Source organism: Roseateles sp. GW821-FHT09G09, assembly GCF_059415965.1.
The window spans coordinates 276,918-301,221 of record NZ_JBWKOG010000003.1 but is presented as its reverse complement, the minus strand read 5'-3'; the positions used below and the strand labels follow the sequence as shown (position 1 = coordinate 301,221).

Sequence of the window (24,304 nt, the reverse complement as noted above, 5' to 3'; positions counted from 1 at the left end):
GGCGTGGACGCGAGTCCGCCTTGAGGGCTTCTCCATTTCAGAAGTCCATCGAAGTCCCGGAGCCGCCATGAGCGAAGACCACGCCAACGATCCCCTGCTGCACGAGCTCGTGCTCATCTGCCGCGAAGAGGACGTCGAGACCGTCAGCGACGCGCTGATGGAGGTCGAATCGCTGGCCGTGTCGGTCGAGGATGCCGACGCCGACACGCCCGCCGAGCGCGCGCTGTTCGGCGAGCCCGGCATGCCGGCGCCGCGCGCCGGTTGGGATCGTTCGGTGGTGAAGGCGCTGTTCGCCACCGAAGAGGAGGCGACCGAGGCCGCGACGCTGCTGCTGGCGCAGGACTGGGCGGAGGACGTGCACGTCCAGTCGATCCAGACGATCGCGCAGCAGGACTGGGTCCGGCTGACGCAGTCGCAGTTCGCGCCGGTCGAGATCACGCCGGAGTTCTGGATTGTGCCGTCCTGGCACGAGGCGCCCGCGCAGGCGAAGCAGGTGATGCGGCTGGACCCGGGCCTGGCCTTCGGCACCGGCACGCATCCGACGACGCGCATGTGCCTGCGCTGGATCGCGCGCCACGGCGCCGAGGCCGCCGGCTGGGACCGCGTGCTCGATTACGGCTGCGGCTCGGGCATCCTCGCCATCGCCGCCGGCCTGTTCGGCGCCAAGGCCATCGACGCCGTCGACATCGATCCGGCCGCGCTGATCGCCTCCACACGGAACGCCAAGGACAACGGCGTGACACTGAATGCCGCGCTGCCGGATGCCGCCCGCGGGGAGTACCCGGTCGTGCTGGCCAACATCCTGGCGACCCCGCTGAAGCTGCTGGCGCCGCTGCTGTGCAACCACCTGCGCCCCGGCGCGCACCTGGTGCTGGCCGGCATCCTCGAACGCCAGGCCGAGGAGCTGAAGGCGGCCTACGCGCCTCATGTGCAGCTCGAGGTCACGGACAGCGAGGACGGCTGGATCCTGATGACCGCGCAACGCACGGCCTGACGACACGCCCGCGCCGCGTCCCCGCCACCGCCGCCTCGTGATCCACCGCCGACCCACCGCCCGCCAGCCCCGATGAACAGACGGTTCTCCGCCCTCGCCCACCCGGTGACCGAGTGTCAACCTGGGGGTGTTCGCGGCAAGGACTGACCCTGCTTCGTGGCATCATCGCGCCCATGAATCTCGCGACCCGCTGCACGACCTGCGGCACCATCTTCCGGGTGGTGCAGGACCAGCTGCGCGTCTCGGAGGGCTGGGTCCGCTGCGGCCGCTGCGCCGAAGTCTTCGACGCCCGGGAGCAGCTGTTCGACCTCGAGCGCGACAGCCCGCCGCCGTGGCCGCCGCTGGGCGCGCCGGCCGAGCCCGCGCCGATCGAGCGTCATCCCGCCCCGCCGGCGCCCGTGCCGTCCGCGCCTGCCCATGCCTCGCATCCCGGCGACTTCGCGCCGAGCCGGCCGGCCCCCTTGCCGCCGCCGCCCCCGCCGGTCTTCGGCCCCGCGCCGATCTTCGCGCCGACGCCACCGACGCACCACCAGGCACCGCGCGACAGCGGCTGGATGGCGGCCGACGATGAATCGCTGAATCCCTTCGCGCCGCCGCGTCGCGTACCCGACCCCGAGCCCACGGACGACGTCGTCGACGCACGTTTCCAGGCCTCGGCGTCGCGCTTCGACGAACCGTCGTTCGAGGAGCGTCGCGAGCCTTTCCTCGACGCGCCCGCGTCGCCCGATCCTCGCGAGCATCTGCCCGAACCCAAGGGCATGCGCTTCGAGGAGGACGAGCTGCCGCCGCCGATGATCGATGACGACGAGCGCCCGGACGTGACGCTCGCGCTGAGTCCCGCCACCGCCGCGCAACTGCGCGCCAACGAGCTGTCCTCAGGGGCGGAACCGTCGCTCGAGCCGAGCTCCTCGATGATGGCGGCGGAGGAGGACACGATCGCCGACGCGAAGCGCGCGGCGAAGTCGGCCAAGATCGCGGCGAGGAAGGCAGCCAAGGAGGCAGCCAAGGAAGCGGCCAGGCAGGCGCCGAAGAAGCCCGCCAAGCCGCGTCGCCCATGGTCGCTGTTCAGACGCCGGCGCGAACGCGCGACGACGGAGAGCCCCGAGACGACGATGACGGTGCTGGCTGCCGAGTCCGAGTTGATGGCAGCCCGAGCGGCCATGTCCGACGCGGCCTCCGTGCAGGGTTCGCCGAGCGTGATGCCGGACCAGTTGCCGAGCTTCATGCGCCAGGCCGAATCGGCGCGACGCTGGAATCGTCCCGGCGTGCGCATCGCCCTGGTCGGCGTGACCACGGTGCTGGCGCTGGGGCTGATGGGCCAGTTGCTGTGGCACGCGCGCGAAGCGATCGCCGCGCAGTACCCGGAGGCGAAACCGATGCTGGTGTCCGTCGCACAGGCGATGGGCCAGGAGATCAAGCCCTGGCAGCACATCGAGGCGCTCAGCGTCGAGAGCAGCAGCCTCAATCCGGCCGGCGCCGGCAATCACTACCGCTTCAGCATCAGCCTGCGCAACCGCAGCAACTGGGAAGTTGCGCAGCCGTGGGTGGACTTGAGCCTCACCGACGCGAGCGGCGTGCTCGTCGTGCGTCGCATGCTGTCGCCGACCGAGATGCAGGCGGGTCGCACGGCGTTGCCCGCGGGGACCGATCAGCAGCTGCAGGTGGTGTTCGACAGCGGCGCGCAGAAGATCAGCGGCTACTCGGTCGAACTGTTCTATCCCTGAAAAGAAAAAACCCGGCGTTAACCGGGTTTGGGGGAGAGGACCGGACCCGAAGGCCCGGTCATCGCTCAAGCTCAGGGCTTGTTGCCGGTCGGGAAGGGCCACGCGGCTTGCGGGCTCAGCGCGGTCTTCGCGGCCGGAGCCGGTGCAGCGGCAGGCTTCGCGGCAGGGGCAGCGGCAGGCTTGGCGGCAGCCTTCTTCGGCGCAGCAGCCTTCTTGGCGGCCGGCTTCGCAGCAGGCTTGGCGGCGGCAGCAGCCTTGGGGGCAGCCTTCGCAGCAGCCTTCTTCGGCGCAGCGGCCTTCTTCGCCGGAGCAGCCTTCTTCGCGGCGGGCTTCGCAGCCTTGGCAGCAGACGCCTTGACCGGCGGCTTCTTGGCGGCGGAGACCTTCTTGGCCGGCGCAGCCTTCTTGGCGGCAGCGACCTTCTTCGCCGGTGCAGCCTTCTTCACTGCAACCTTCTTCGCCGGCGCTGCCTTCTTCGCAGCAGCCGCCTTCTTCGGAGCCGCGGCCTTCTTCGCCGGAGCTGCCTTCTTCGCAGCGACCTTCTTCGCCGGCGCAGCAGCCTTCTTGGCCGGAGCGGCCTTCTTGGCGGCCGGAGCCTTCTTCGCCGGAGCTGCCTTCTTCGCGGCCGGAGCCTTCTTCGCAGCAGCCTTCTTCGCGGCCGGAGCCGCCTTCTTGGCCGGAGCGGCCTTCTTCGCAGTTGCCATTTCAGTTCTCCTTGATCAAGTGGAAATAGCCCTGCCCGTCATCAACCGGTTGATGCCGGTGCAGGTATTCACCGCCCACGACGCGCGGGAGTTGCGATCCGCGGTGCGGTGAATCGGGGTGCGATGCGCTCGAGCCGCTTCTGCGTCGGTCTCAAAGTGCATCGCCAAGCTTGATCTCTTCTTCAACAAACAATGCTCGAGGGTCGCTCCGCACCGGGACTCAGTCCCAGGACAGGGCGCCGCCCGATTGGTATTCGATCACTCTCGTCTCGAAGAAGTTGCGTTCCTTCTTCAGGTCGATCATTTCGCTCATCCACGGGAACGGGTTCTCTTCGTTCGGGAAGAGCGGTTCCAGGCCGATCTGCGTCGCACGGCGGTTGGCGATGTAGCGCAGGTAGCCCTTGAACATGGCCGCGTTCAGACCCAGCACGCCGCGCGGCATGGTGTCCTCGGCGTAGCGGTACTCGAGCTCCACGGCCTTCTGGAACAGCGCCTTGATCTCCGCGCGGAATTCAGGCGTCCACAGGTGCGGGTTCTCGAGCTTGATCTGGTTGATCAGGTCGATGCCGAAGTTGCAGTGCATCGACTCGTCGCGCAGGATGTACTGGTACTGCTCCGCCGCGCCGGTCATCTTGTTCTGGCGACCCAGCGCCAGGATCTGCGTGAAGCCGACGTAGAAGAACAGGCCTTCCATCAGGCAGGCGAAGACGATCAGCGACTTCAGCAGCGTCTGGTCGTTCTCGGGCGTGCCGGTGACGAAGTTCGGATCCATGATCGCGTCGATGAACGGGATCAGGAATTCGTCCTTGTCGCGGATCGACTTCACCTCGTGATAGGCGTTGAAGATCTCGCTCTCGTCCAGGCCCAGCGACTCGACGATGTATTGATACGCGTGCGTGTGGATCGCTTCCTCGAAGGCCTGGCGCAGCAGGAACTGGCGGGCTTCGGGCGCCGTGATGTGGCGGTAGGTGCCCAGCACGATGTTGTTGGCGGCCAGCGAATCGGCGGTGACGAAGAAGCCGAGGTTGCGCTTGATCAGGCGGCGCTCGTCGTCGGTCAGACCGTTCGGGTCCTTCCACAACGCGATGTCGCGCGACATGTTCACTTCCTGCGGCATCCAGTGATTCGCGCAGGTGGCGAGGTACTTCTCCCACGCCCACTTGTACTTGAACGGCACCAGCTGGTTGACGTCGGTCTGGCCGTTGATGATGCGCTTGTCGGCGACGTTGACGCGACGCTCGACGGCGTCGGCGATGGGGGCCGCGGAGGACGAAGCAGAAGAGGACACCGAGCCAGCCGCGGAGGCGGCGGCATCACGCGCGACGGCGGGCGTCGCTGCGTGGATCGATGCGCCCGACTGCGGCGCGTTGCTCGAGGGTTTACGGTCTTCTTCCCAAACCAGCATGGTGGTCTTCCTATGGTCGCGGATTATCGGAGTGTTGTGTTCAAACACAAAGGACTTCTTGACTTTGACGCCGCTTCGCTGTTGCTGGTCCGCATCGCATTGGCGGCGTGGGACCGTGTGCTGCGCGCCTCTTGATGAGCGCGGCGGGACGTCAGATCAAGCGTTCATCGATCGTCGGCAAGCGTCGCGGAAAAAACCGCCGATCGCCGCAAACATCGATGAACACTCGCATCGCGAGCGTCGGAGGTGTCGGCGCGTGACGCCGGCACCTCCGGTTTCGATTACTGGCAGGCCTCGCAACCGGGGTCGTCGATGGCGCAGAAGGTGACGTCGGTGGCCGGCGTCGCGTTGCCGAGTTCCGGCACCGCCGAAGCAGCGACGGAAGCAGCGATCGGCGCGACGGAAATCGGCGCGGACGCGGCCGGCGCGGCGCTCAGGCCGCCGCCGCCGCTGCTCACCGAGTTGAGCTGACCGGCGTTCTGCACCGTGCTCTTCTCGGCATGCGTCGCGCCCATCGTGCGGAGGTAGTAGGTGGTCTTCAGACCGCGCTGCCACGCCAGCTTGTAGGTGTCGTCCAGGCGCTTGCCCGACGCGCCGGCCATGTAGATGTTCAGGCTCTGCGCCTGGTCGATCCACTTCTGACGGCGCGCGGCGGCTTCCACCAGCCACACGGTGTCGACCTCGAACGCGGTCGCGTAGAGCTGCTTGAGCTCTTCAGGCACGCGATCGATGCGGCGCAGCGAGCCATCGAAGTGCTTGAGGTCCATCACCATCACGTCGTCCCACAGGCCCAGCTTCTTCAGGTCGCGGACCAGGTGCTCGTTCACCACGGTGAACTCGCCCGACAGGTTGGACTTCACCGACAGGTTGCCGAAGCAGGGCTCGATCGACGCATCGACGCCGATGATGTTGGAGATCGTCGCCGTCGGCGCGATCGCCACGCAGTTGCTGTTGCGCATGCCGTCGCGGGCGATCTTGGCGCGCAGCGCGTCCCAGTCCAGCGTAGCCGAACGGTCCACGTCGACGAAACCGCCGCGGGCTTCGGCCAGCAGGTCCAGCGAGTCGATCGGCAGGATGCCGCGGTCCCACAGCGAACCGCGGTAGCTGCTGTAGCGGCCACGCTCGGCGGCCAGCTCGGTCGAGGCCCAGTAGGCGTGGTAGCACACGGCTTCCATCGAACGGTCGGCGAACTCGACGGCGGCGTCGGAGGCGTACGGCACGCGCAGCTGGTACAGCGCGTCCTGGAAGCCCATGATGCCCAGGCCCACCGGACGATGGCGCAGGTTCGAGTCGCGGGCCTTCTTGACCGCGTAGTAGTTGATGTCGATGACGTTGTCGAGCATGCGCATCGCCGTCGACACCGTCTTCTTCAGCTTCTCCTGGTCGATCTGGCCGTCCTTGACGTGCTGCGACAGGTTGACCGAGCCCAGGTTGCAGACCGCGATCTCGTTGTCGTTGGTGTTCAGCGTGATCTCGGTGCACAGGTTGGACGAGTGCACCACGCCCACGTGCTGCTGCGGGCTGCGGACGTTGCAGGCGTCCTTGAACGTGATCCAGGGGTGGCCGGTCTCGAACAGCATCGTCAGCATCTTGCGCCACAGGTCGCGGGCCGGCATGCGCTTGTAGAGCTTGAGCTCACCGCGATCGACCTTGGCCTCGTACGCCTCATAGGCGGTCTGGAACGCCTTGCCGAACAGGTCGTGCAGGTCGGGGCAGGTCGACGGGCTGAACAGCGTCCAGTCGCCGCCTTCGATGACGCGCTTCATGAACAGGTCGGGAATCCAGTTCGCCGTGTTCATGTCGTGGGTGCGGCGGCGGTCGTCGCCGGTGTTCTTGCGCAGCTCGAGGAATTCCTCGATGTCCAGATGCCAGGTCTCCAGGTAGGCGCAGACGGCGCCCTTGCGCTTGCCGCCCTGGTTCACGGCGACGGCCGTGTCGTTGACCACCTTCAGGAACGGGACCACGCCTTGCGACTTGCCGTTCGTGCCCTTGATGTGCGAACCCAGCGCGCGGACCGGGGTCCAGTCGTTGCCCAGGCCGCCGGCGAACTTCGACAGCAGCGCGTTTTCCTTCAGCGCCTCATAGATGCCGTCCAGGTCGTCGGCCACCGTCGTCAGGTAGCAGCTCGACAGCTGCGAGCGGCGCGTGCCGGCGTTGAACAGCGTCGGCGTGGAGCTCATGAAGTCGAAGGTCGACAGGACTTCGTAGAACTCGATCGCGCGCGCTTCGCGGTCGATCTCGCCCAGCGCCAGGCCCATCGCGACGCGCATGAAGAAGGCCTGCGGCAGTTCGATGCGGGTGCCGTCGACGTGCAGGAAGTAGCGGTCGAACAGGGTCTGCAGGCCGAGGTAGTCGAACTGCAGGTCGCGTTCGGCCTTCAGCGCGGCGCCCAGCTTGGCCAGGTCGTACTGCTGCAGCTTCTCGTCCAGCAGCTCGGCCTGCACGCCCTTCTTGATGAAGCCCGGGAAGTAGTCGGCGTACTTGGTGGCCATGTCGGCCTGCGTCGCTTCCTCGCCCAGGATCTCGCGGCGGATCGTGTGCATCAGCAGACGGGCGGTGGCGCGCGTGTAGCCGGGATCCTTCTCGATCAGCGTGCGGGCGGCCAGGATGGCGGCCTTGTAGACCTCGTCGATCGGCACGCCGTCGTACAGGTTGCGCTTGGTCTCGGCCAGGATCGGATCCGGCTTGACGTCGGCGCCCAGGTTCTCGCAGCTCGACGCGATCAGCGCGGCCAGCTTGTCCAGGTCGAGCGGGACGCGCACGCCGTTCTCGGTCACCGAGATGCCGGACTCCAGCACGGCGGCCTGCTGCTGCTCGCCCTGGCGGGCGCGCTCCTGCGTGCGGCGCTCGCGATACAGCACATAGGCGCGCGCCACTTCATGGTGGCCGCCGCGCATCAGCGCCAGCTCGACGTGGTCCTGCACGTCCTCGATGTGGAAGGTGCCGCCGGCCGGGCGCGAACGCAGCAGGCCGCGGGTCACGGAGTCGGTCAGCGCGTCGACGGTCTCGCGCACGCTGGCGGAGGCGGCGCCGCTGGTGCCGTGCACCGCGAGGAACGCCTTCATCATCGCCACCGCCACTTTGCTCGGCTCGAAATGCACCACCGCGCCGTTGCGGCGGATGATCTGATGCTGCGGGAAGCTGGCCGAAGCGGCGGCGGACTCGCGGGGAGCCTGCGCCAGGCCCGTTTCAGCGGTCGGTGTGGCGGCGACTGTCTGCATGGGTTCCTCGTTCTGGTCTGAAAACAAAAAATGCTGCGCCCGGCCCGGCTTTTCCGAAGGGCCAAACGATCAGGGGGTCAGGTGGTGTTCGCGATGCTGCTGATGCGCCGGGACTTGATGGTTCCGCGTCTCCGGCTGGGGGGCCGGCACCGCGGACAAGACTTCTGATGGAGCATTCATCGCCGTGTTTGCGAAGTCAGCAGGATAGCATGCAAAACACTATATCTAGTGGTCTGCGGACCTTCAAGGAACTAGCGGTAGCGTCCTCCCCGCTTGACTCCCACCCCCTGCTGGGCTAGCCGGAAGACCTGACCCCGCACAGCCCCGATGGATTCGCGCATCGTGTGCGGAGCGCAAGGATTGACGCGGTCTGGCGGCCCGAATGCGCCGCGAACGCCCATGGCTGCTGCGCTTGCGACGATGGCAATCCGATGACGACTTCGCGGGCTGTCCCCGGGGGGTAGGACAAGTCCCGATCAGGACCTTCCCGTAGCCGCTACCGGCGGTGGGGTCATGGTCGCAATGCGCGCATCTGACGGCGAGAAGCGCAGGTTCTGGACCGCCCAACTGCGGGTCGCCAGGCGCGGGCACTCCACGACGCAAGGGGCATCGCGTCCGCGAACCCCTCGCATCATTCCGGCCCCACTGACAGCCGCTGCCCGAGGGCCTTGGGAGTCCGGTTGGCGATCAGGACTCGTCGCCGCCGATGGAGATGGCCAGGCGGGCCATGCGGTAACGCATCTGGCGCAGGGACAGGCCCAGGCTCGCGCCGGCGGCGGTGCGGTTGTTGCGATGCCGCTCGAGCGCGCGCAGCAGGATCTGCTTCTCGACCTCATCCAGGTAGGCGGCCAGATCGGAGGGCAGCGGTGCGCCGCCGCCGGCCTCGGCCGGCAGCGCGACGGCCAGCGACGGATCGACCGGGCTGAAAGCGGTGTCGGTCGGCGCGTCGTCCAGGCCCAGCACGCTGTCGGGCAGGCCGAGATCGGCCAGGTCGATGCCGTCGCCGCTGGAGAGCGCCAGCGCCCGGTGCAGCAGGTTCTCGAGCTCGCGCACGTTGCCGGGGAAGCTGTAGCGCGACAGCGTCGCCAGGGCGGCCGGCGTCAGCGCGGGCACCGGCTCCACGCCGGCGTCGGCGGCGATGCGCAGCAGGATCCGGGCGCTGATCGGCGCCAGGTCCTCCATGCGCTCCCGCAACGGCGGCACGCGGATCTGGATGACGTTGAGCCGGTAATACAAGTCCTGCCGGAAACGACCGCCCGCCACCTCCGCGGTCAGGTCCTTGTGCGTGGCGCTGAGCAGGCGCACGTTGACGGGGATCTCCGCCACCGCGCCGACCGGTCGCACCGAGCGCTCCTGCAGCGCGCGCAGCAGCTTGGACTGCATGGCGATCGGCAGGTCGCCGATCTCGTCGAGGAACAGGGTGCCGCCCTGCGCGGCCTGGAAGAATCCCTCGCGATCCTCGCTCGCGCCGGTGAACGCGCCCTTGCGATAACCGAAAAACTCGGCCTCCAGCAGCTGCTCCGGGATCGCGCCGCAGTTCACCGCGATGAACGGGTGCGGGCGCCGCGCGCTGACGTCGTGGATGGCGCGCGCGACCAGTTCCTTGCCGGTGCCGGACTCGCCGTTGATCAGCACCGGCGCCATGCTGCGCGCGACCTTCTCGATCAGCTCGCGCACCTGACGCATCGGGGCCGAATCGCCGACCAGCCGCGCCAGCGCCGACGGGGAGCCGGTCAGCGGCGGAGCCGGGCGGGGCGCCTTGCGCCGCTCCGGCGTGCCGGGCCTGGGCGCATCCGCCGGGGGCAGCATGTCGAACGTGCCCGGCGCGGTCGGCGCGAACGCGTCGTCCGCCGCGCTGGCGGCCGCAGCGCGCGCCTGGGCGATGGACGGCCCGCTCGCCGACGTACCCATCGCCGCGCCCATCGCCGCACCCGCCGCCGCCGCCGGCGGGGCCGACGAGAACGGCTTCGGCACCGGACCTTCGGCCTTGGACGCGCGGCCCAGCGCCGACGCGACCACCATGCGGAACTGCCGCAGGTCGACCGGCTTGGTCAGGTAGTCGTACGCGCCGGCCTTGAGCGCCTCGACGGCGTTCTCCGCCGAGCCGTAGGCGGTGATCACCAGCGCGCGCTCGCTGCGCCCCTGCTGCTCGAGCCAGCGCAGGATGTCCAGCCCGCTGCCGTCGGGCAGCCGCATGTCGGTGATGACCGCGTCGTAGCGGCGCGCGCCCAGCAGTTCCAGCGCGTCCTCGACGGTGCCGGCGCTGTCCAGCGTGAAGCCCTCGCGCAGCAGCGTCATCTCGTAGAGGGTGCGCAGGTCGGGCTCGTCGTCGATGACCAGCAGGCGGGGATCAGCGCTCATGGAGTTCGGTATCGGGGAAATAGGAGTCGGGTCCCGCGGACGGGATCGAGGCCAGCAAGCCGGCCGGCGTCACCGGTCGCGGCAGCAGCACGCGGAATTCGTTGGCTTCGGCGTCCGGCCCGGCGCCCGCGGCGGCGTGGCGGTGGTAACTGATCCGGGCGCCGTAGCGTTCGCAAAGCTCGCGGCAAATGTACAGGCCGAGACCGGACCCGCGACTGCGGGTCGAGAAGAAGGGTTCGAACAGATGACGTTCGACCTCGGGCGGAATCGCCTCGGCGCGACTGAATACCGACAGGCGGACCCACTCGTCCGATTCGGCCAGCTGCACGCGCAGTGCGCCAGGCCCGGGACGCGCGTGCCGCAGGCCGTTGTCCAGCAGGTTGATCAGCACGCGGCGCAGATGCTCGGGTTCGAAGCTCACGAGCAAGCCGTCGCGCCAGACCTCGATGCGCAGCGGGCTGGCGTCGCCCTCGGGCAGGCGTTGCGTGGCGGCCCAGTCGGCGCAGTACTCGCGCACCAGCGGCGCGACGGCCAGCGTCAGCGACACCGGCGCGATGCCCGGCGCGACCTCCATCACGTCGTCGACCAGGCGCTTGAGCCGCTCGACGTTGGACGTCACCATCCGCGTCAGCGGCTCCAGCCGCGGGTCGTCCGCGAAGTCCTCGGCCATGAGCGCGTTCGCCTGCGCGATCGCCGTGAGCGGATTGCGGATCTCGTGCGCGATGCCGGCGGAGACGCGCCCCATCGCCGCGAGCTTCTCCTGGCGGTTGCGCGCCTCGAGCATCCGGTTGTCCTCGAGGAACAGCACGCAGAGGTCGTCGCCGTCCACCGGCCGCTGCGTGAAACGCATCCGCACGCGCAGCGAGCGCTGCTTGCCGCGTCCGAAGTCCAGCAGCAGGTCCCGGCCCGGCTCGGGCCACTGCTCGCCGCCGAACGCCTTCTCGATCGCGCGCAGCAACGGTTTCCAGGCCGGCGTCGTGTCGAGCCGGAAGGCGCCCGAGCGCAACGAGGCGCCCTCGGCCAGCAGCGCGCGGGCCGCCGGATTGGCGGTGCGCACCAGCCCGCGGCGGTCCGCGACGAGGACGCCCTCCTCCATCTCCTCGATGACCAGACGGTTCAGGTCGGCCTGCTGGCGGGCGTATTCGAGGCTGCCGCGCGCGGCGCGCTCCTCGCGCGCCAGGCGGGAGGCGATCTCGTTGGACAGCAGCGTGACCACGAACAGGCCGCAGCCCAGCAGGCCGGCCTGGCTGATGCGCAAGGCGCCGTCGCGCTCGCTCAGCACGGCCCAGCCGGACAGGGTCAGCAGCACCAGGCTCGGCAGCGCCGCGCAGCCCAGCGCCCGCAGGCGCGGCAGCAAGGCGCCGGCCATCAACGCGGGCATGAAGAACAACGCGCCGTAAGGCCCGCCCGGGTCCTGCAGCTGCAAGGCCGTGAACAGGATCAGGTCGGCCCCGATGCTGACCATGAACTGGCGCGCGCTCAGGCCGGCGCGGTCCTTGGACGGGACCTCGCCGCCGCCGAACCAGCGCGGCAGCAACCATGCAAGCACCGTCTGCACGCCGTACACGAGCGCCAGGAGGGCGACCCAGCCCGTCGGCCGTGCGCCCATCAGGCCGGCCAGCGACTGCGTGGCCAGCAGGGCCAGGCCGAGCGCGGCCCGCGCGCCCATGAAGGCGCGGTACAGCCGCTGGATGGTGCTGGCGCTGATGGCGCCGCGGGCCTCGTTGGTGGCCATGCGGGCTCCGGCGCTCAGGTCCCGGCGCCGCCGCCGCGGGCGCGATCCGCCTCGGCCGCGTCCAGGCGCGCCTCGTGGGCGGCGCGGTGCGCGACGCTGCAGAACAGGCCGCCGCGCCCGGGCACGGCCTCGCCGGCGGGGAGGTGGGTGCCGCACTCGACGCAGCTCACCATGGATTCGAGCTCACGTGCGGGCGGCGGCGGGGTCGACGATGCCGACGGCGAGGGCGAGGGCGAGGGCGACGGCGCCCCGCCGCGATCCTCGCGTGGCGCCGGTCGTCCGCGCTTGAAGCCGAGCATGAAGGCGACCACCGCCAGCAGGACGATCCAGAAGAGCAGCTTGATCACGATGAGGCAGTCGAAAGGATCGAGGTGGAGAAGATCAGGGGCATTCTGCGATCAGGCCGGGGGACGTTGCAGGACGACTTCCAGCACGAAGCGCGAGCCGGCATAGGACAGCAGCAGCAGCGCGGCGCCGAAGTACAGCCAGCGCGTGGCGCGCTTGCCGCGCCAGCCGAACACGCGGCGGCCGGTGAGCAGCCCGGTCAGCACGATCCAGCCGAGCACGGCGAACAAGGTCTTGTGATCCCAGCGCCATTGCGGGGTGAAGGCGACACCCAACAGCAGCGCGATCGACAGCACGACGACGCCCGCGCCGACGAACTGGAAGGTCAGGCGTTCGAGCCGCAGCAGCGGCGTGCCGAATGCAGGCGCGCCCTGGCCCTTCTGCGAACGCATCTGGCGCTCGGCGCGGTTGAGCATCACCGCGTGCATCACCGCGACGCCGCACAGGCCGTAGGACGCGAGGCCCATCGCCCAGTGCAGCGGCGCCAGCGGCGAGCCCGCCTGGGGGCGGTACTCGCCGGGAAAGGCCCAGGCCACCCCCATCACCGCCAGCCCCAGCACGCTGAGCAGCCGCTGCGCCGAGGGCAGCGGCAGGAAGCGGCTCTCGACCAGGTAGACGCCGATCATGAGCCAGATGGTCATCGACAGCGACGGCGCGAATCCGAAGCGCGCCGCATGCCCGCCGTTGACGGGCGCGGCGCCGATGCCGCCGATGTCCACGACCAGCGCCGCCAGGTGCAGCAGCCAGGCCAGGACCAGCACCGCGCGCCAGGTGCGGGGCCGCCGATGGGCGAAGACGGCGGCGGCGGCATAGGCCAGCGCCCCGGCGGCGCTGAGGGCGGCGAGGAGCAGACCGCTGGGCTCGGCGGAGGCGGACGATAAAATCATCTCCAAAGTGTAATGAGGCGCGCCCGCTTGCGCGGCGCCGAAACGATGGCATCCACCCTGACCGATCGACTGAGCCGGCTCGTCAAGACCATGCGGGGCCAAGCCCGCATCACCGAGTCCAATGTGCAGGACATGCTGCGCGAGGTCCGCATGGCGCTGCTGGAGGCCGACGTCGCGCTGCCCGTGGTGCGCGACTTCGTCGCCCGCGTGAAGGAGAAGGCGCTGGGCCAGGAGGTGGCCGCCTCGCTGAACCCGGGCCAGGTGCTGGTCTCGGTCGTCCACAAGGAACTGGCCGCGACGATGGGCGACGGCGTCGCCGACATCAACCTCGCCGCGCAGCCGCCCGCCATCATCCTGATGGCCGGCCTGCAGGGCGCCGGCAAGACGACGACGACCGCCAAGCTCGCCAAGCACCTGACGGAGAAGCGCAAGAAGAAGGTGCTGACGGTCTCCGCGGACGTGTACCGCCCCGCCGCGATCGAGCAGCTCAAGACGGTGACGAAGCAGGCGGGGGCCGAATGGTTCCCGTCGGCGCCGGACCAGAAGCCGCACGACATCGCGCTGGCGGCGCTCGACCACGCCAAGCGCCACTTCTTCGACGTGCTGTTGGTCGACACGGCCGGCCGACTCGCGATCGACGAGGCGCTGATGGCCGAGATCCGCGACCTGCACGCCACGCTCAAGCCGGTGGAGACGCTGTTCGTCGTCGACGCGATGCAGGGTCAGGACGCGATCAACACCGCCAAGGCCTTCAAGGAAGCGCTGCCGCTGACCGGCATCGTGCTGACCAAGCTGGACGGCGACTCGCGCGGCGGCGCGGCGCTGTCGGTGCGGCAGATCACCGGCGCGCCGATCAAGTTCGCGGGCGTGTCGGAGAAGATCGACGGCCTCGAGGTCTTCGACGCCGACCGCCACGCGGGCCGCGTGCTCGGCATGGGCGACATCGTCGCGCTGGTCGAGGAAGTCCAGAAGGGCGTGGACGTCGAGGCGGCACAGAAGCTGGCCGAGAAGCTCAAGTCCGGCGACGGCTTCGACCTGAACGACTTCCTCGCGCAGATCTCGCAGATGAAGAAGATGGGCGGGTTGTCCGGACTGATGGACAAGCTGCCCACGCAGATGACCGCCAAGGCCGGCCAGCCCGACATGGACAAGGCCGAGCGCGACATGAAGCGCATGGAAGGCATCCTCAATGCCATGACCGCCAAGGAGCGCCGCCAGCCGTCGCTGCTGATGGACGGCAAGTCCAAGGCCAGCCGCAAGCGCCGCATCGCCGCGGGCGCGGGCGTCCACATCCAGGAAGTCAACCGCCTGCTCAATCAGTTCGACCAGATGCAGGGGATGATGAAGAAGATGAAGGGCGGCGGCCTGATGAAGATGATGAAGAAGATGGGCGGGCTCAAGAACCTCATGGGCGGCGGGGGCGGCGGTTTCCCGATGTAACCCCACCCACCAATGGAAATCGGCTCCCGAAGGAGCCGATTTTCATTCCAGCAGCGCTTGCGCGAACTCGCGCGCATCGAAGGTCTGCAGGTCTTCGAGCTTCTCGCCGACGCCGATGAAGTAGACGGGGATCGGCCGCTCGCGCGCGATCGCGGCGAGCACGCCGCCCTTGGCCGTGCCGTCGAGCTTGGTGACGATCAGGCCCGTGAGGCCGAGCGCGTCGTCGAAGGACTTCACCTGCATCAGCGCGTTCTGGCCGGTGTTGCCGTCGACGACCAGCAGCACCTCGTGCGGCGCCGTCTCCTGCGCCTTGCCGATCACGCGCTTGATCTTCTTGAGCTCTTCCATCAGATGGAGCTGCGTCGGCAGCCGGCCGGCGGTATCGGCGATGACGACGTCGCAGCCGCGCGCCTTGCCGGCGACGACGGCGTCGAAGGTCACCGCCGACGGATCGCCGCCCTCCTGGCTGACGATCTGCACGCGGTTGCGGTCCGCCCAGACGGCGAGCTGCTCGCGCGCCGCCGCGCGGAAGGTGTCCGCCGCGGCCAGCAGCACGTTGGCCTCGGCATCGGCCAGATGGCGCGTGAGCTTGCCGATGCTGGTCGTCTTGCCGGCGCCATTGACGCCGACCACCATCATCACCGTCGGCGACTGCTCGCCGATCACGAGCTGGCGCTGCAGCGGCTGCAGCAGCTCGGTCAGCGCGTCCACGAGCAGTTGCCGCACGGCGGCCGGCTCGGTGGCCTTGGCGTCCTTCACGCGACGCTTCAGGTCGTCGAGCAGGAACTCGGTCGCCTTCACGCCGGCGTCGGCCATCAGCAACGCGGCTTCGAGCTCTTCATACAGCGCGTCGTCGATCTGCGTGCCGGTGAAGACCTGGGAGATGCTCGACCCGGTCTTGCGCAGCCCTTGGCGGAGCTTGTCCATCCAGCTCTTGCGCGGTGCCGGCTCGGGCGCCGGCGCCGGCGCTGCAACAGGAGCCACCGCGACGGGAGCGGGAGCGGGGGCAGGTTTCGGCACGGCCACAGGTGCCGGGGCAGGTGCCGGTGCACGCGCAGGCGCAACTGGCGCGGCCGTTGCGACGGGCGTCGGCGCAGTGGCCAGAGCGGCGACCGGAGCGGCAGCCGGAATTGGCGCCGCCGGCGGGGTCAGGGGTTGCGGGACGACTGGCGTGACTGCCGGGGTCGACGGCGCCTCGGCGGCGGGCGCTGGGGCCGCCGGAGGAAACGCGGTGTCGAGGGCCGGCGCCGCTTCGGGAGCGGGAGCCGGCGTGGGTTCGGCGGAGCCGAAGCCCAGTTTTTTCTTGAGGAAGCTGAACATGGAGGGGTCGGGTGGGACTCGCGCGCCGGACTGTCGATGTGATCATCGACGGGGCTTGCATTGTCTGCGAAAACTTTGCTATAGTCGCTGTCTTCGCAAGGCGCTTTAGCTCAGCCGGTTAGAGCGACGGAATCATAATCCGCAGGTCCGGGGTTCGAATCCCTGAAGCGCCACCAGATACGAAACCCCGCAGGACGCAAGTCCTGCGGGGTTTTCCGTTTGGGGCGCCGGATCGGCACCTCCCGCACCCGTCTCCCGCACCCCTCCCCCGCTCCCGCCCCCATCAGCGACAAGGGGCCCTCGCGTCGCGACGCGAGGGCCCCTCTCCTTCATGGTTAGCCACTCAATGGCTGATCGACAACTGCCGATCAATGACTGATCAATTGCAGCTCAAGGTCGCGTAATTCTTCCCCGCCCCAGCCACCGTGAGCAGCTTCTGCTTCACGCAGGCCGGTGCATGGACCGTGTACGCATACGGGATCCCGACCGGGAAGTTCGCCGTCGTCGTCCAGTCGCTCGCGTCGCGCGACGGGCTGGACCCGCTGGCCACCCACTTGATCCCGTAGGTCGCGAAGTCGGCCGGGCTGCGCACGTTGTTGTTGCGCAGTTCCCAGTAGCCGATCGACGAGCTGTCCCGCGAGGTCACCGGGTTCTGCGCGTTCTCGAAGTAGTTGCCTTCGATCAGCGCGTAGCCGCCCATCCGGATGTTGGCGCCCGAGGTCAGCACGCCCGAGTAGAGGTTGTTGTACAGGTGCGTGTAGCCCGCGCGCTGCAGCGGCAGCCGCGAGCCGACGTTGCTGTACACGTTGTGGTGGAAGGTGATGTAGCGGTCGCTCGCGTCGCTGTCGCTGGATCCGATCAGGCCGACCTTGTGGTGGTCGTGGAGGTAGTTGTACGAGTAGGTGATGTGGTGCGCGCCGGCCTTGCTGTCGATGAGGCCGTCGAACTCCAGGTCGCCCGCGCCGGAGCATTCGGCGGTCGAGCTGAACAGCGTGTTGTGGTCGATCCAGACATAGCCCGGGAACTTGCCGCTCTGGCCTTCGATGCCGATGGCGTCGATGGATCCGGGCAGCAGCCCGATCGTCATGTTGCGGATGATGATGTTGGTCGCCGCGGCCTTGATCGCGAGACCGAAGTTCGCGGCCGAGCCGTTGACGCCTTCGATCGTGACGTTGCTCTTGTTCTTGACCTCGACGACGGCGCCCGCCGCCTTCTTCCACTGCGTGCAGGGGTCGGGGATGGTGCCGAAGTCGAAGGTGCCCGCATAACGGATCACGAGCCCGCCCGTGCCGCTGTAGGCGTCGATCGCAGCCTGCATCTGCGCCGCGGTGGTCACGGTGATCGGCGTCACCGATCCGCCGCCGGTGACCTGGCCCGCATAGCCGCCGCTGTGGCCGGCCGGTGCCGGCGCGGGGGAAGGAGCCGGGGAAGGCGCGGGCGAGGGAGAGGGTGCCGGAGACGGCGATGGCGCCGGCGATCCGGCCGGTCCCACCGCGCACTTCTCGGCCTTGCCCGGATTCGGATCCGCGCCGCCGAAGGTGGCGGACGTGCAGGCCATGTCGCCCTTCAAGCTCTTGATGACCCACTTGTCCTTCACGCCGAAGGACACCTGGCGCGCGGTGTCGCCGACCTTGCAGGTGCCGCCTTCGTCCGCGCACTTGGAGAAGCCGGACGGCCAGTCGACCGCGTGCGCCGCGCCGATCGGCGCGACGGCCCCGACGGCGACCGCCATCGCCATCAGGCCTTGCCGCGGGCTCGGCGCGCGCAGCACGCCGGCAGTCGGGGGCTTCGGCGCGATCAAGGCGACGGACTCGTCAATACGGATGCTCTTCATCGAATGTCTCCCAATGTCGTTGAAGCGATCGGTGCGGGCATGGCTCCGCCCTCACCGGTCAGCGGTGAATCAAAAAGATGTTCGGGAACCCAACGCCGTTTCCTCCGCCTCGCACGGCACGGACCTGCAGGATCCGCATCGGGGACGGTGGCCGTCGGCACAGGCCACGTGTCGACACGCCAGCGCGCAGGCGCGGCCACGTCGACAACGGGCGCAGACTAACGAGAACGCCAATTTTCGAAAAGGCGTTTTACATTTGCCGATCTGTCGTTACGGATTTCCGTTTCTGGTGACCGCAACCGCTTCGGACGCTCCCGCATCCGTCTCCATCTCCACGGGCTGTTGCCATCCGCCGCCAAGGGCCCTCACCAGCGCCACCGTCGCGCGGCGTTGCCGCGTCGCGAGGTCCACCGCGCTGCGCCGCGCCTGCAGGCCGGCCGTCTGCGAAGTGACCACCTCCAGGTAGGCCGCCGCGCCGGCACGATAGCGGTTGGTCGCCAGCGCGAGCGAACGCTCCGCGGCTTCGACCGACCTGTTCTCCGATTCCAGCGCCTCGCCATAACGGTCGAGCAGGACCAACTGGTCCTCGACCTGCTGGAACGCCGCGAGCACCGTGCCACGATAACGCTGCGCCGATTCGTCCAACGCCGCGGCTGCCCGCGCTTCCTCGGCCTTGCGACGACCGCCGTCGAACAGGTTGTAGGCCAGCGTCGGTCCGATGGCCCAGAACAGGTTGGGCGCCTCGAGGAAACGACCGAAGTCGCTGCTCTGGAATCCGCCTTGCGCGTTCAGCATGACCGAGGGGAAGAACGCCGTCTTCGCCACGCCCAGCGTTGCGGTCGCGGCCACCACGCGCTGCTGCGCGGCGGCGATGTCGGGGCGTCGCTCCAGCAAGGTCGACGGCAGCCCCGTCGGCACCACCGGCATCGCCAGCGGCTGCGAGGCGGCCGGCTCGATGCGGAAGCTCGAGGCGTTCGCGCCGACCAGCGCGGCGATCGCATGCTCCAGCACCGCGCGCTGCGCCTGCGACTGCCGGCGCTGTGAGCGGGCAGACTCCAACTGGCCCTCGGCACGTGCCTGGTCAAGACCTGACGCGATGCCCGCCTGGTGCCGGCGGGAAATCAGATCGAATGCGCGCGTGTAGGCTTCTTCGGCGTCCGCGAGCAGCGCGTTGTCACGATCGAGTCCGCGCAGTTGCAGCAGTGAATCCGCCAGTTGCGCCTGCAGCGCCAGCCGTGCCGCGGCGAGGTCCGCCGCCGCCGCGCGCTCCGATGCCAATCCGGCGCGGACCTGCTGCGAGATGCGCCCCCACAGGTCGACCTCGTAGCTCAGGTCCAGGCCCAAGGTCGCGCTGTTGTACCAATCGGGTGAGGTCGGCCCGAGCACGCGCAGCGGGCGGCGCTCCGACTGCCGGTCGCGCTGCCCGTTGAGCGAGCTGTTCAGCGTCGGCGATTGCGCCGAACGCAGGCTGTCGGTCGCGGCCTTGGCCTGCTGGTAGCGGGCCAGCGCCGAAGCGAGGTCGGGACTGTTCTCGACCAGCCGCTGCTGCAGCGCGTCGAGCTCCGGATCGCCGTAGCTCTTCCACCAACCGTCGAAGGCGATGGGCGCGGCCGTCGACGATCCCGCCTCGACCCACGGTCCCCGAGCCTCCTTGAAGCCCGTGGACATCGGAACTTCCGGCAGCACCGTCTTCGGCGGCTGGGCGCAGCCCGCGATCAGCGCGGCCATCAGTGCGCCGATGGCGAGCGTGACGCCGCGGACGGCGCCGGCGGACGGGCGCGTCGTCATGTGCGGCCCTTTGCGAATGCAGCCGATCCCGGCGCGGCCGCGGGTTGAGCGACGCGCACCACGTCGCCGTCGGCGATGCCGTCCGGCGGATTCGCGATGACACGGTCCGCGGCGGTGAGTCCGCCGCCGAGTTCGATCCGCGTGCCCATGTCGCGCGCGATCGTGACCTTGCGCAGCTTCACGCGATTGCCCGCGTCCACGGTCGCGACCTGCACGCCGTCCTTGTTGATGATCACGGCGCCGGGCGGCAGCGAGACGGCGGCCGTCGCGGGCACGCTCGTGCCGGCCGAGGCGGCCGAGGCGGCGCCGTCGAAGCGCACCGTCGCGAAGCCGCCCGGCAGCAACTCGTCCTTCTCGTTGTCGACGGCGAGCTGCACCAGCATCGCACCGCTGGCCGTGTTGATCGCCTGCGAGGTCGACTGCACCGTCGCGGCGAAGTGCTGGCCGGGACGCTCGGGCACCGTGAGCACGGCCTTGCCGCCCGTCCGCACCTGCGCGACCTGACGCTGCGGCACGTTGACGTAGACGCGCAGCTTGCGCATGTCGGACACGACGAACAGCTCGCTGCCCGGCGCGCCGCCGATGTTGATCAGCGCGCCGACGTCGGTGTTGCGCGCGGTGACGACACCATCGAACGGCGCCGTCAACTGGGTGAAGCGCTTCAGCGCCTCGATCCGGTCGACGTTGGCCTGCAGCGCCGTCACCTGCGACTGCTTGGCGGTCATGTCGCCGGTGCGCTCGTCCACTTCCTGCCTGGACACCGAGTCCGATTCCAGCAACCCCTGCCACCGCTTGGCGGTGCTCGCCGCCAGCGCGGCGTTGCTGCGCGCGGTCGCGAGTTCGGCCTTGGCCTGCATCAGCTGCTGGTCGAGGTCGGGCGTCTCGATCTCGGCGAGCTGCTGCCCCGCCTTGACCTTGCCGCCGATGTCGACGTTCCAGCGCTTCAGGTAGCCGCTGACCCGCGCATAGATCGGCGCGCGCGACCAGGCCTCGATGCGCGCGGGCAGCTCCAGGCCGCCTTCGGTCAGGGGTTGCGGCGTGATCAGCGCGACGCTGGGCTGGCCGCGATCGTCGGCCGTGCGCTGCAGTTGCTCGGCATTGGACCTGCGGGCCCACAGACCCGCCGCCACCACGGCGATCGCGATCACGACCGCCACGGTCGCGGCGAGCTTGAAGCGCGCGGGAGGACGCGAGGACACCGCGGTGTTGTCGTTATCAGTTCGCATGGGAAGCATCTCCGGTCCCGGGCTGCGCGTTCGCGGCGCCGGCGGTCAAGTCGTTCGATTCAGAAAGGTTGGACGCGGGTCCGGTCTTGCGACGGTGGCGATGCACGATGCTGAACACCACCGGCACGAAGACCAGCGTCGCGAAGGTGGCGAAGACCAGGCCGCCGATCACGGCGCGGCCCAGCGGCGCGTTCTGCTCGCCGCCCTCGCCCAGGCCCAGCGCCATCGGCAGCATGCCGATGACCATCGCCAGCGCCGTCATCAGCACCGGGCGGAAGCGCACGAAACCGGCCTCCATCGCGGCCGCGGTCGCATCGCCGAGTTCCTCCAGCCGCTCCCGCGCGAAGCTGATCACCAGCACGCTGTTGGCCGTCGCCACGCCCATGCACATGATCGCTCCCGTGAGCGCGGGCACCGACAAGGTCGTCCCGGTCGCGAAGAGCATCCAGACGATGCCGGCCAGCGCCGCCGGCAGCGCCGACACGATCACCGCCGGATCCAGCCACGACTGGAAGTTCACGACGATCAGCAGGTAGATCAGCACCACCGCGCCGAGCAGGCCGAAGAGCAGCCCCGAGAACGCGCGGTCCATCGTCCGCACCTGGCCGAGCAGTTGCACGTTCGAACCCTTGGGCACGTCGGCCTGCGTGTCGGCGAGCACCTGGCGGATGTCGCGCGCCACGGCGCCGAGGTCGCGGTCCTGCGTCGTCGCATGGATCTGCACCATCGTCGCGACGTCGTACTGGCTGATCAGCGCCGGGCTGTTGACGCGCTGGAAACTCGCCAGCCCGCCCAGCGTCGAAGTGCCCGCCTGGTTGCCGTTGCCGATCGGCAGGTTGCTCAGCGCGGCCAGCGAATCGAGCTGGTGCTGCGGCGTCTGCATCACGATCGAGTAGCTGACCCCGTTCTGCGGATTCAGCCAGAAGGTGGGCGCGACCTGGCTGCTGCCGGCGAGGTTCACCACCAGGCTGTTGGCTACGTCGCGCGTGCTCAGACCCAGCAGCTGCGCCTGCGTGCGGTCGACGTCGACGTTGAAGGTCGGCGCCTTGTTGGACTGCTGAATGCGCGCGTCCGCCACGCCAGGGATCGCCTTGATGCGCTTGAGCAGCCGCTGCGCGTAGGCAAAGTTGGAGTCGACGTCGCGACCCCGCACCTGCACGTCGATCGGCGCGGGCGCGCCGAAGTTCAGGATCTGGCTGACGATGTCGGCCGGCGGAAACGAGAAGGTCGTGTCCGGGAACTCGCGCGGCAGGACCTGGCGCAGCTCGCGCACGTAGTCGGCCGTGGGCGCGTGGCCTTCCTTCAGCGCGATCTGGAAGTCGCCGTCGGAAGTGCCCAGCACGCCGGTGTTGTTGTAGGTCAGGTTGATCGACGACGGCGGCAGGCCGATGTTGTCGACCATCGTCTCGATCTTGTCGGACGGGATCACACGGCGGATCGCCTGCTCGATCTTCGCGAAGCGAACGGCGGTTTCCTCGACGCGCGTGCCCACCGGCACCCGCGCGTGCATCAGGATCTGGCCCGAGTCGACCTGCGGGAAGAAGTTGCTCCCGATGAAGGGCACCAGCGCAAAGGACACCAGCACCACCGCGGCGAAGCCGATCAGGAAGGGCGTCTTGCTGTCCAGCGCGGTCTCGAGCATCCGGCGGTAGCCCTCGCGGACGCGCTCGAAACGGGCTTCGAAGTTGCGCTGGAAGCGCACCAGCGGATTGCGCGACGGCGGCTGCGCCAGATGCCCATGGCCGTCGGTCAGCGGCGCATGCGGATGCAGCAGGTACTTGGCCATCGTCGGCACCAGCGTGCGCGACAGGATGAACGAACACACCATCGCGAAGATCACCGCCTCGGCCATGGGCACGAACAGGAAGCGCGACACGCCTTCCAGGAAGAACATCGGGATGAACACGATGCAGATGCACAGCAGCGAGACGAAGGCCGGCGTCACGATCTGGCGCGCGCCATCCATGATCGATTCCTCGACGCCCTTGCCGTGCTCCAGATGCCAGTTGATGTTCTCGATCGTCACCGTCGCGTCGTCGACCAGGATGCCCACTGCGAGCGCCAGACCGCCGAGCGTCATCAGGTTCAGCGTCTCGCCGATCGCCGCCAGGCCGATGATCGAGCCCAGGATCGACAGCGGGATCGAGACCGCGATGATCACCGTCGAGCGCCAGCTGCCCAGGAACAGCAGGATCATCAAGCTGGTCAGCGCGGCGGCGATGGCGCCCTCGATCGCGACGCCCTTGATGGCGGCGCGCACGAAGACCGACTGGTCGTTGATCGGCTTGACGTCGAGCTCGTCGGGCAGCGACGGCCGCAGCTCGGCGAGCTTGGCGCGCACGCCGTCGACGATCGCGAGCGTCGACGCCGCGCCGTTCTTCAGCACCGACATCAGCACCGAGCGCCCGCCGTCCACATGGACGATGTTGGTCTGCGGCGCGTTGCCGTCGTGCACGTCGGCGACGTCGCGCAGGTAGATCGTCGAGCCGTTGACCACCTTCACCGGCAGCCGGCCCAGTTCCTCGATCGCGGAGGGGGCGCTGTTGAGTTGCAGCGTGTATTCCAGCTCGCCGATCTTCTGCGTGCCGATCGGCGTGAGCACGTTCTGCGTCGCCAGCGCGGTCGCCACGTCCTGCGCCGACAGCCCGCGCGCCTGGAGTGCGCCGGGGTTGACGTCGATCTGCACCTGGCGTTGCTTGCCCCCGTAAGGCAGCGGGATCGCCGCGCCGGGCACGGTCACCAGCGGCGTGCGGATGGTGTTGAAGCCGAGGTCGAAGAGCTGCTGCTCCGACAGCCCCTTGCCCGACAGCGCCAGCTGCAGGATGGGCACGGTGGCGGCGTTGTAGTTCAGGATCAGCGGCGGCGTGGTGCCGGCCGGCATCTGCCGCACGGCAACCTGCGCGACCGCGGTGACCTGCGCGTTGGCCACGGCGATGTTCACGCCCGGCTGGAAGAAGATCTTCACCACCGAGACGCCGGGATAGGTGTTGGCCTCGATGTGCTCGATGTCGTTGACGGTGGTCGTCAGCGTGCGCTGGAACAGCGTCGAGATGCGCCCGGCCATCTGGTCCGGCGGCAGACCGGTGAACTGCCAGGCCACCGCGATGACCGGCACCTTGATCTCCGGGAAGATGTCGGTCGGCGTGCGCAGGGCCGCCAGCGGGCCGATGATCAGCAGCAGCAGCGCCAGCACGAAGAAGGTGTAAGGGCGTCGCAGCGCGACGCGCACGGCGGCCATCAGCATGGACGGATTCCCACGATCGTTGTCATCGTTGCTCTCTGGTGGATGACCGTTGCCCGGCCTTGTCGAGCGCGGATTT

At 69.0% G+C, this 24,304-nt stretch carries 15 protein-coding genes and 1 tRNA gene; 4 read left to right on the top strand and 12 right to left on the bottom strand.

The genetic code is table 11. The annotated features are described in order from the left end of the window. The first annotated feature begins 97 nt into the window (after nt 1-97). The gene (gene prmA / locus AC07O8_RS09805; protein WP_495048129.1) at nt 98-994 is read left to right on the top strand and encodes a 50S ribosomal protein L11 methyltransferase; all 897 of its coding nucleotides are present in this window, start codon (nt 98-100) and stop codon (nt 992-994) included. Nucleotides 995-1,167: 173 nt separating this feature from the next. After that, nucleotides 1,168-2,718, top strand: coding sequence for a zinc-ribbon and DUF3426 domain-containing protein (locus AC07O8_RS09800; RefSeq protein ID WP_495047831.1), 1,551 nt, complete (start codon nt 1,168-1,170; stop codon nt 2,716-2,718). Nucleotides 2,719-2,789: 71 nt separating this feature from the next. Here the strand turns inward: AC07O8_RS09800 and AC07O8_RS09795 are convergent, their stop codons facing one another. The 7 genes from AC07O8_RS09795 to AC07O8_RS09765 all read right to left on the bottom strand — a co-directional run bounded on the left by AC07O8_RS09795 (nt 2,790) and on the right by AC07O8_RS09765 (nt 13,376). Next, nucleotides 2,790-3,422, bottom strand: coding sequence for a histone (locus tag AC07O8_RS09795; RefSeq protein WP_495047830.1), 633 nt, complete (start codon nt 3,420-3,422; stop codon nt 2,790-2,792). Nucleotides 3,423-3,642: 220 nt separating this feature from the next. Beyond that, a complete protein-coding gene (locus tag AC07O8_RS09790; RefSeq protein WP_495047829.1) occupies nt 3,643-4,827 on the bottom strand; it encodes a ribonucleotide-diphosphate reductase subunit beta in 1,185 nt (394 codons plus the stop codon). A 281-nt stretch (nt 4,828-5,108) separates the two neighbouring features. After that, on the bottom strand, nt 5,109-8,048 hold the full coding sequence (locus tag AC07O8_RS09785; protein WP_495047828.1) for a ribonucleoside-diphosphate reductase subunit alpha: 2,940 nt from the start codon (nt 8,046-8,048) through the stop codon (nt 5,109-5,111). 687 nt (nt 8,049-8,735) lie between these two features. Next, a complete protein-coding gene (locus tag AC07O8_RS09780; protein ID WP_495047827.1) occupies nt 8,736-10,409 on the bottom strand; it encodes a sigma-54-dependent transcriptional regulator in 1,674 nt (557 codons plus the stop codon). Then, nucleotides 10,399-12,144, bottom strand: a complete 1,746-nt coding sequence (locus AC07O8_RS09775; protein ID WP_495047826.1) for a sensor histidine kinase — start codon at nt 12,142-12,144, stop codon at nt 10,399-10,401. Before AC07O8_RS09775 ends, AC07O8_RS09780 begins: the two co-directional genes overlap by 11 nt. 14 nt (nt 12,145-12,158) lie before the next feature. Beyond that, the gene (locus AC07O8_RS09770; protein ID WP_495047825.1) at nt 12,159-12,491 is read right to left on the bottom strand and encodes a PP0621 family protein; all 333 of its coding nucleotides are present in this window, start codon (nt 12,489-12,491) and stop codon (nt 12,159-12,161) included. Between the two features lie 51 nt (nt 12,492-12,542). After that, nucleotides 12,543-13,376: a cytochrome C assembly family protein gene (locus AC07O8_RS09765; RefSeq protein WP_495047824.1), complete on the bottom strand. Its 834-nt coding sequence runs from the start codon at nt 13,374-13,376 to the stop codon at nt 12,543-12,545. A gap of 45 nt (nt 13,377-13,421) precedes the next feature. Here AC07O8_RS09765 and ffh point away from each other — a divergent pair, with 45 nt between their 5' ends. After that, complete coding sequence (ffh, locus tag AC07O8_RS09760) at nt 13,422-14,816, top strand: signal recognition particle protein (protein WP_495047823.1); 1,395 nt, start codon at nt 13,422-13,424, stop codon at nt 14,814-14,816. A gap of 42 nt (nt 14,817-14,858) precedes the next feature. Here the strand turns inward: ffh and ftsY are convergent, their stop codons facing one another. After that, the gene (gene ftsY / locus AC07O8_RS09755) at nt 14,859-16,136 is read right to left on the bottom strand and encodes a signal recognition particle-docking protein FtsY (protein ID WP_495047822.1); all 1,278 of its coding nucleotides are present in this window, start codon (nt 16,134-16,136) and stop codon (nt 14,859-14,861) included. 99 nt (nt 16,137-16,235) lie between these two features. On the opposite strand from ftsY, the gene AC07O8_RS09750 reads away from it, so the two are divergent. Then, nucleotides 16,236-16,312 (top strand) — tRNA-Met (locus tag AC07O8_RS09750). Nucleotides 16,313-16,515: 203 nt separating this feature from the next. Here AC07O8_RS09750 and AC07O8_RS09745 read toward each other — a convergent pair. From AC07O8_RS09745 to AC07O8_RS09730, 4 genes are all read right to left on the bottom strand, one after another. Beyond that, the gene (locus AC07O8_RS09745; RefSeq protein WP_495047821.1) at nt 16,516-17,970 is read right to left on the bottom strand and encodes a pectate lyase family protein; all 1,455 of its coding nucleotides are present in this window, start codon (nt 17,968-17,970) and stop codon (nt 16,516-16,518) included. Between the two features lie 270 nt (nt 17,971-18,240). After that, nucleotides 18,241-19,758, bottom strand: a complete 1,518-nt coding sequence (locus tag AC07O8_RS09740) for an efflux transporter outer membrane subunit (RefSeq protein ID WP_495047820.1) — start codon at nt 19,756-19,758, stop codon at nt 18,241-18,243. Then, nucleotides 19,755-20,984 (bottom strand): efflux RND transporter periplasmic adaptor subunit, encoded by a 1,230-nt coding sequence (locus AC07O8_RS09735; RefSeq protein WP_495047819.1) that lies wholly within the window; start codon nt 20,982-20,984, stop codon nt 19,755-19,757. Before AC07O8_RS09735 ends, AC07O8_RS09740 begins: the two co-directional genes overlap by 4 nt. Beyond that, nucleotides 20,974-24,225, bottom strand: coding sequence for an efflux RND transporter permease subunit (locus tag AC07O8_RS09730; RefSeq protein ID WP_495048128.1), 3,252 nt, complete (start codon nt 24,223-24,225; stop codon nt 20,974-20,976). Before AC07O8_RS09730 ends, AC07O8_RS09735 begins: the two co-directional genes overlap by 11 nt. Nucleotides 24,226-24,304: the final 79 nt, after the last annotated feature.

Excerpts from the sequence above, each read along its gene's own strand:
- AC07O8_RS09785 (WP_495047828.1), bottom strand. The coding sequence starts at position 8,048 with ATGCAGACAGTCGCCGCCACACCGACCGCTGAAACGGGCCTGGCGCAG.
- ftsY (WP_495047822.1), bottom strand. The coding sequence starts at position 16,136 with ATGTTCAGCTTCCTCAAGAAAAAACTGGGCTTCGGCTCCGCCGAACCC.
- AC07O8_RS09780 (WP_495047827.1), bottom strand. The coding sequence starts at position 10,409 with ATGAGCGCTGATCCCCGCCTGCTGGTCATCGACGACGAGCCCGACCTG.
- AC07O8_RS09735 (WP_495047819.1), bottom strand. The coding sequence starts at position 20,984 with ATGCGAACTGATAACGACAACACCGCGGTGTCCTCGCGTCCTCCCGCG.
- AC07O8_RS09790 (WP_495047829.1), bottom strand. The coding sequence starts at position 4,827 with ATGCTGGTTTGGGAAGAAGACCGTAAACCCTCGAGCAACGCGCCGCAG.
- AC07O8_RS09745 (WP_495047821.1), bottom strand. The coding sequence starts at position 17,970 with ATGAAGAGCATCCGTATTGACGAGTCCGTCGCCTTGATCGCGCCGAAG.
- AC07O8_RS09740 (WP_495047820.1), bottom strand. The coding sequence starts at position 19,758 with ATGACGACGCGCCCGTCCGCCGGCGCCGTCCGCGGCGTCACGCTCGCC.
- ffh (WP_495047823.1), top strand. The coding sequence starts at position 13,422 with ATGGCATCCACCCTGACCGATCGACTGAGCCGGCTCGTCAAGACCATG.
- AC07O8_RS09765 (WP_495047824.1), bottom strand. The coding sequence starts at position 13,376 with ATGATTTTATCGTCCGCCTCCGCCGAGCCCAGCGGTCTGCTCCTCGCC.
- AC07O8_RS09795 (WP_495047830.1), bottom strand. The coding sequence starts at position 3,422 with ATGGCAACTGCGAAGAAGGCCGCTCCGGCCAAGAAGGCGGCTCCGGCC.
- AC07O8_RS09775 (WP_495047826.1), bottom strand. The coding sequence starts at position 12,144 with ATGGCCACCAACGAGGCCCGCGGCGCCATCAGCGCCAGCACCATCCAG.
- AC07O8_RS09800 (WP_495047831.1), top strand. The coding sequence starts at position 1,168 with ATGAATCTCGCGACCCGCTGCACGACCTGCGGCACCATCTTCCGGGTG.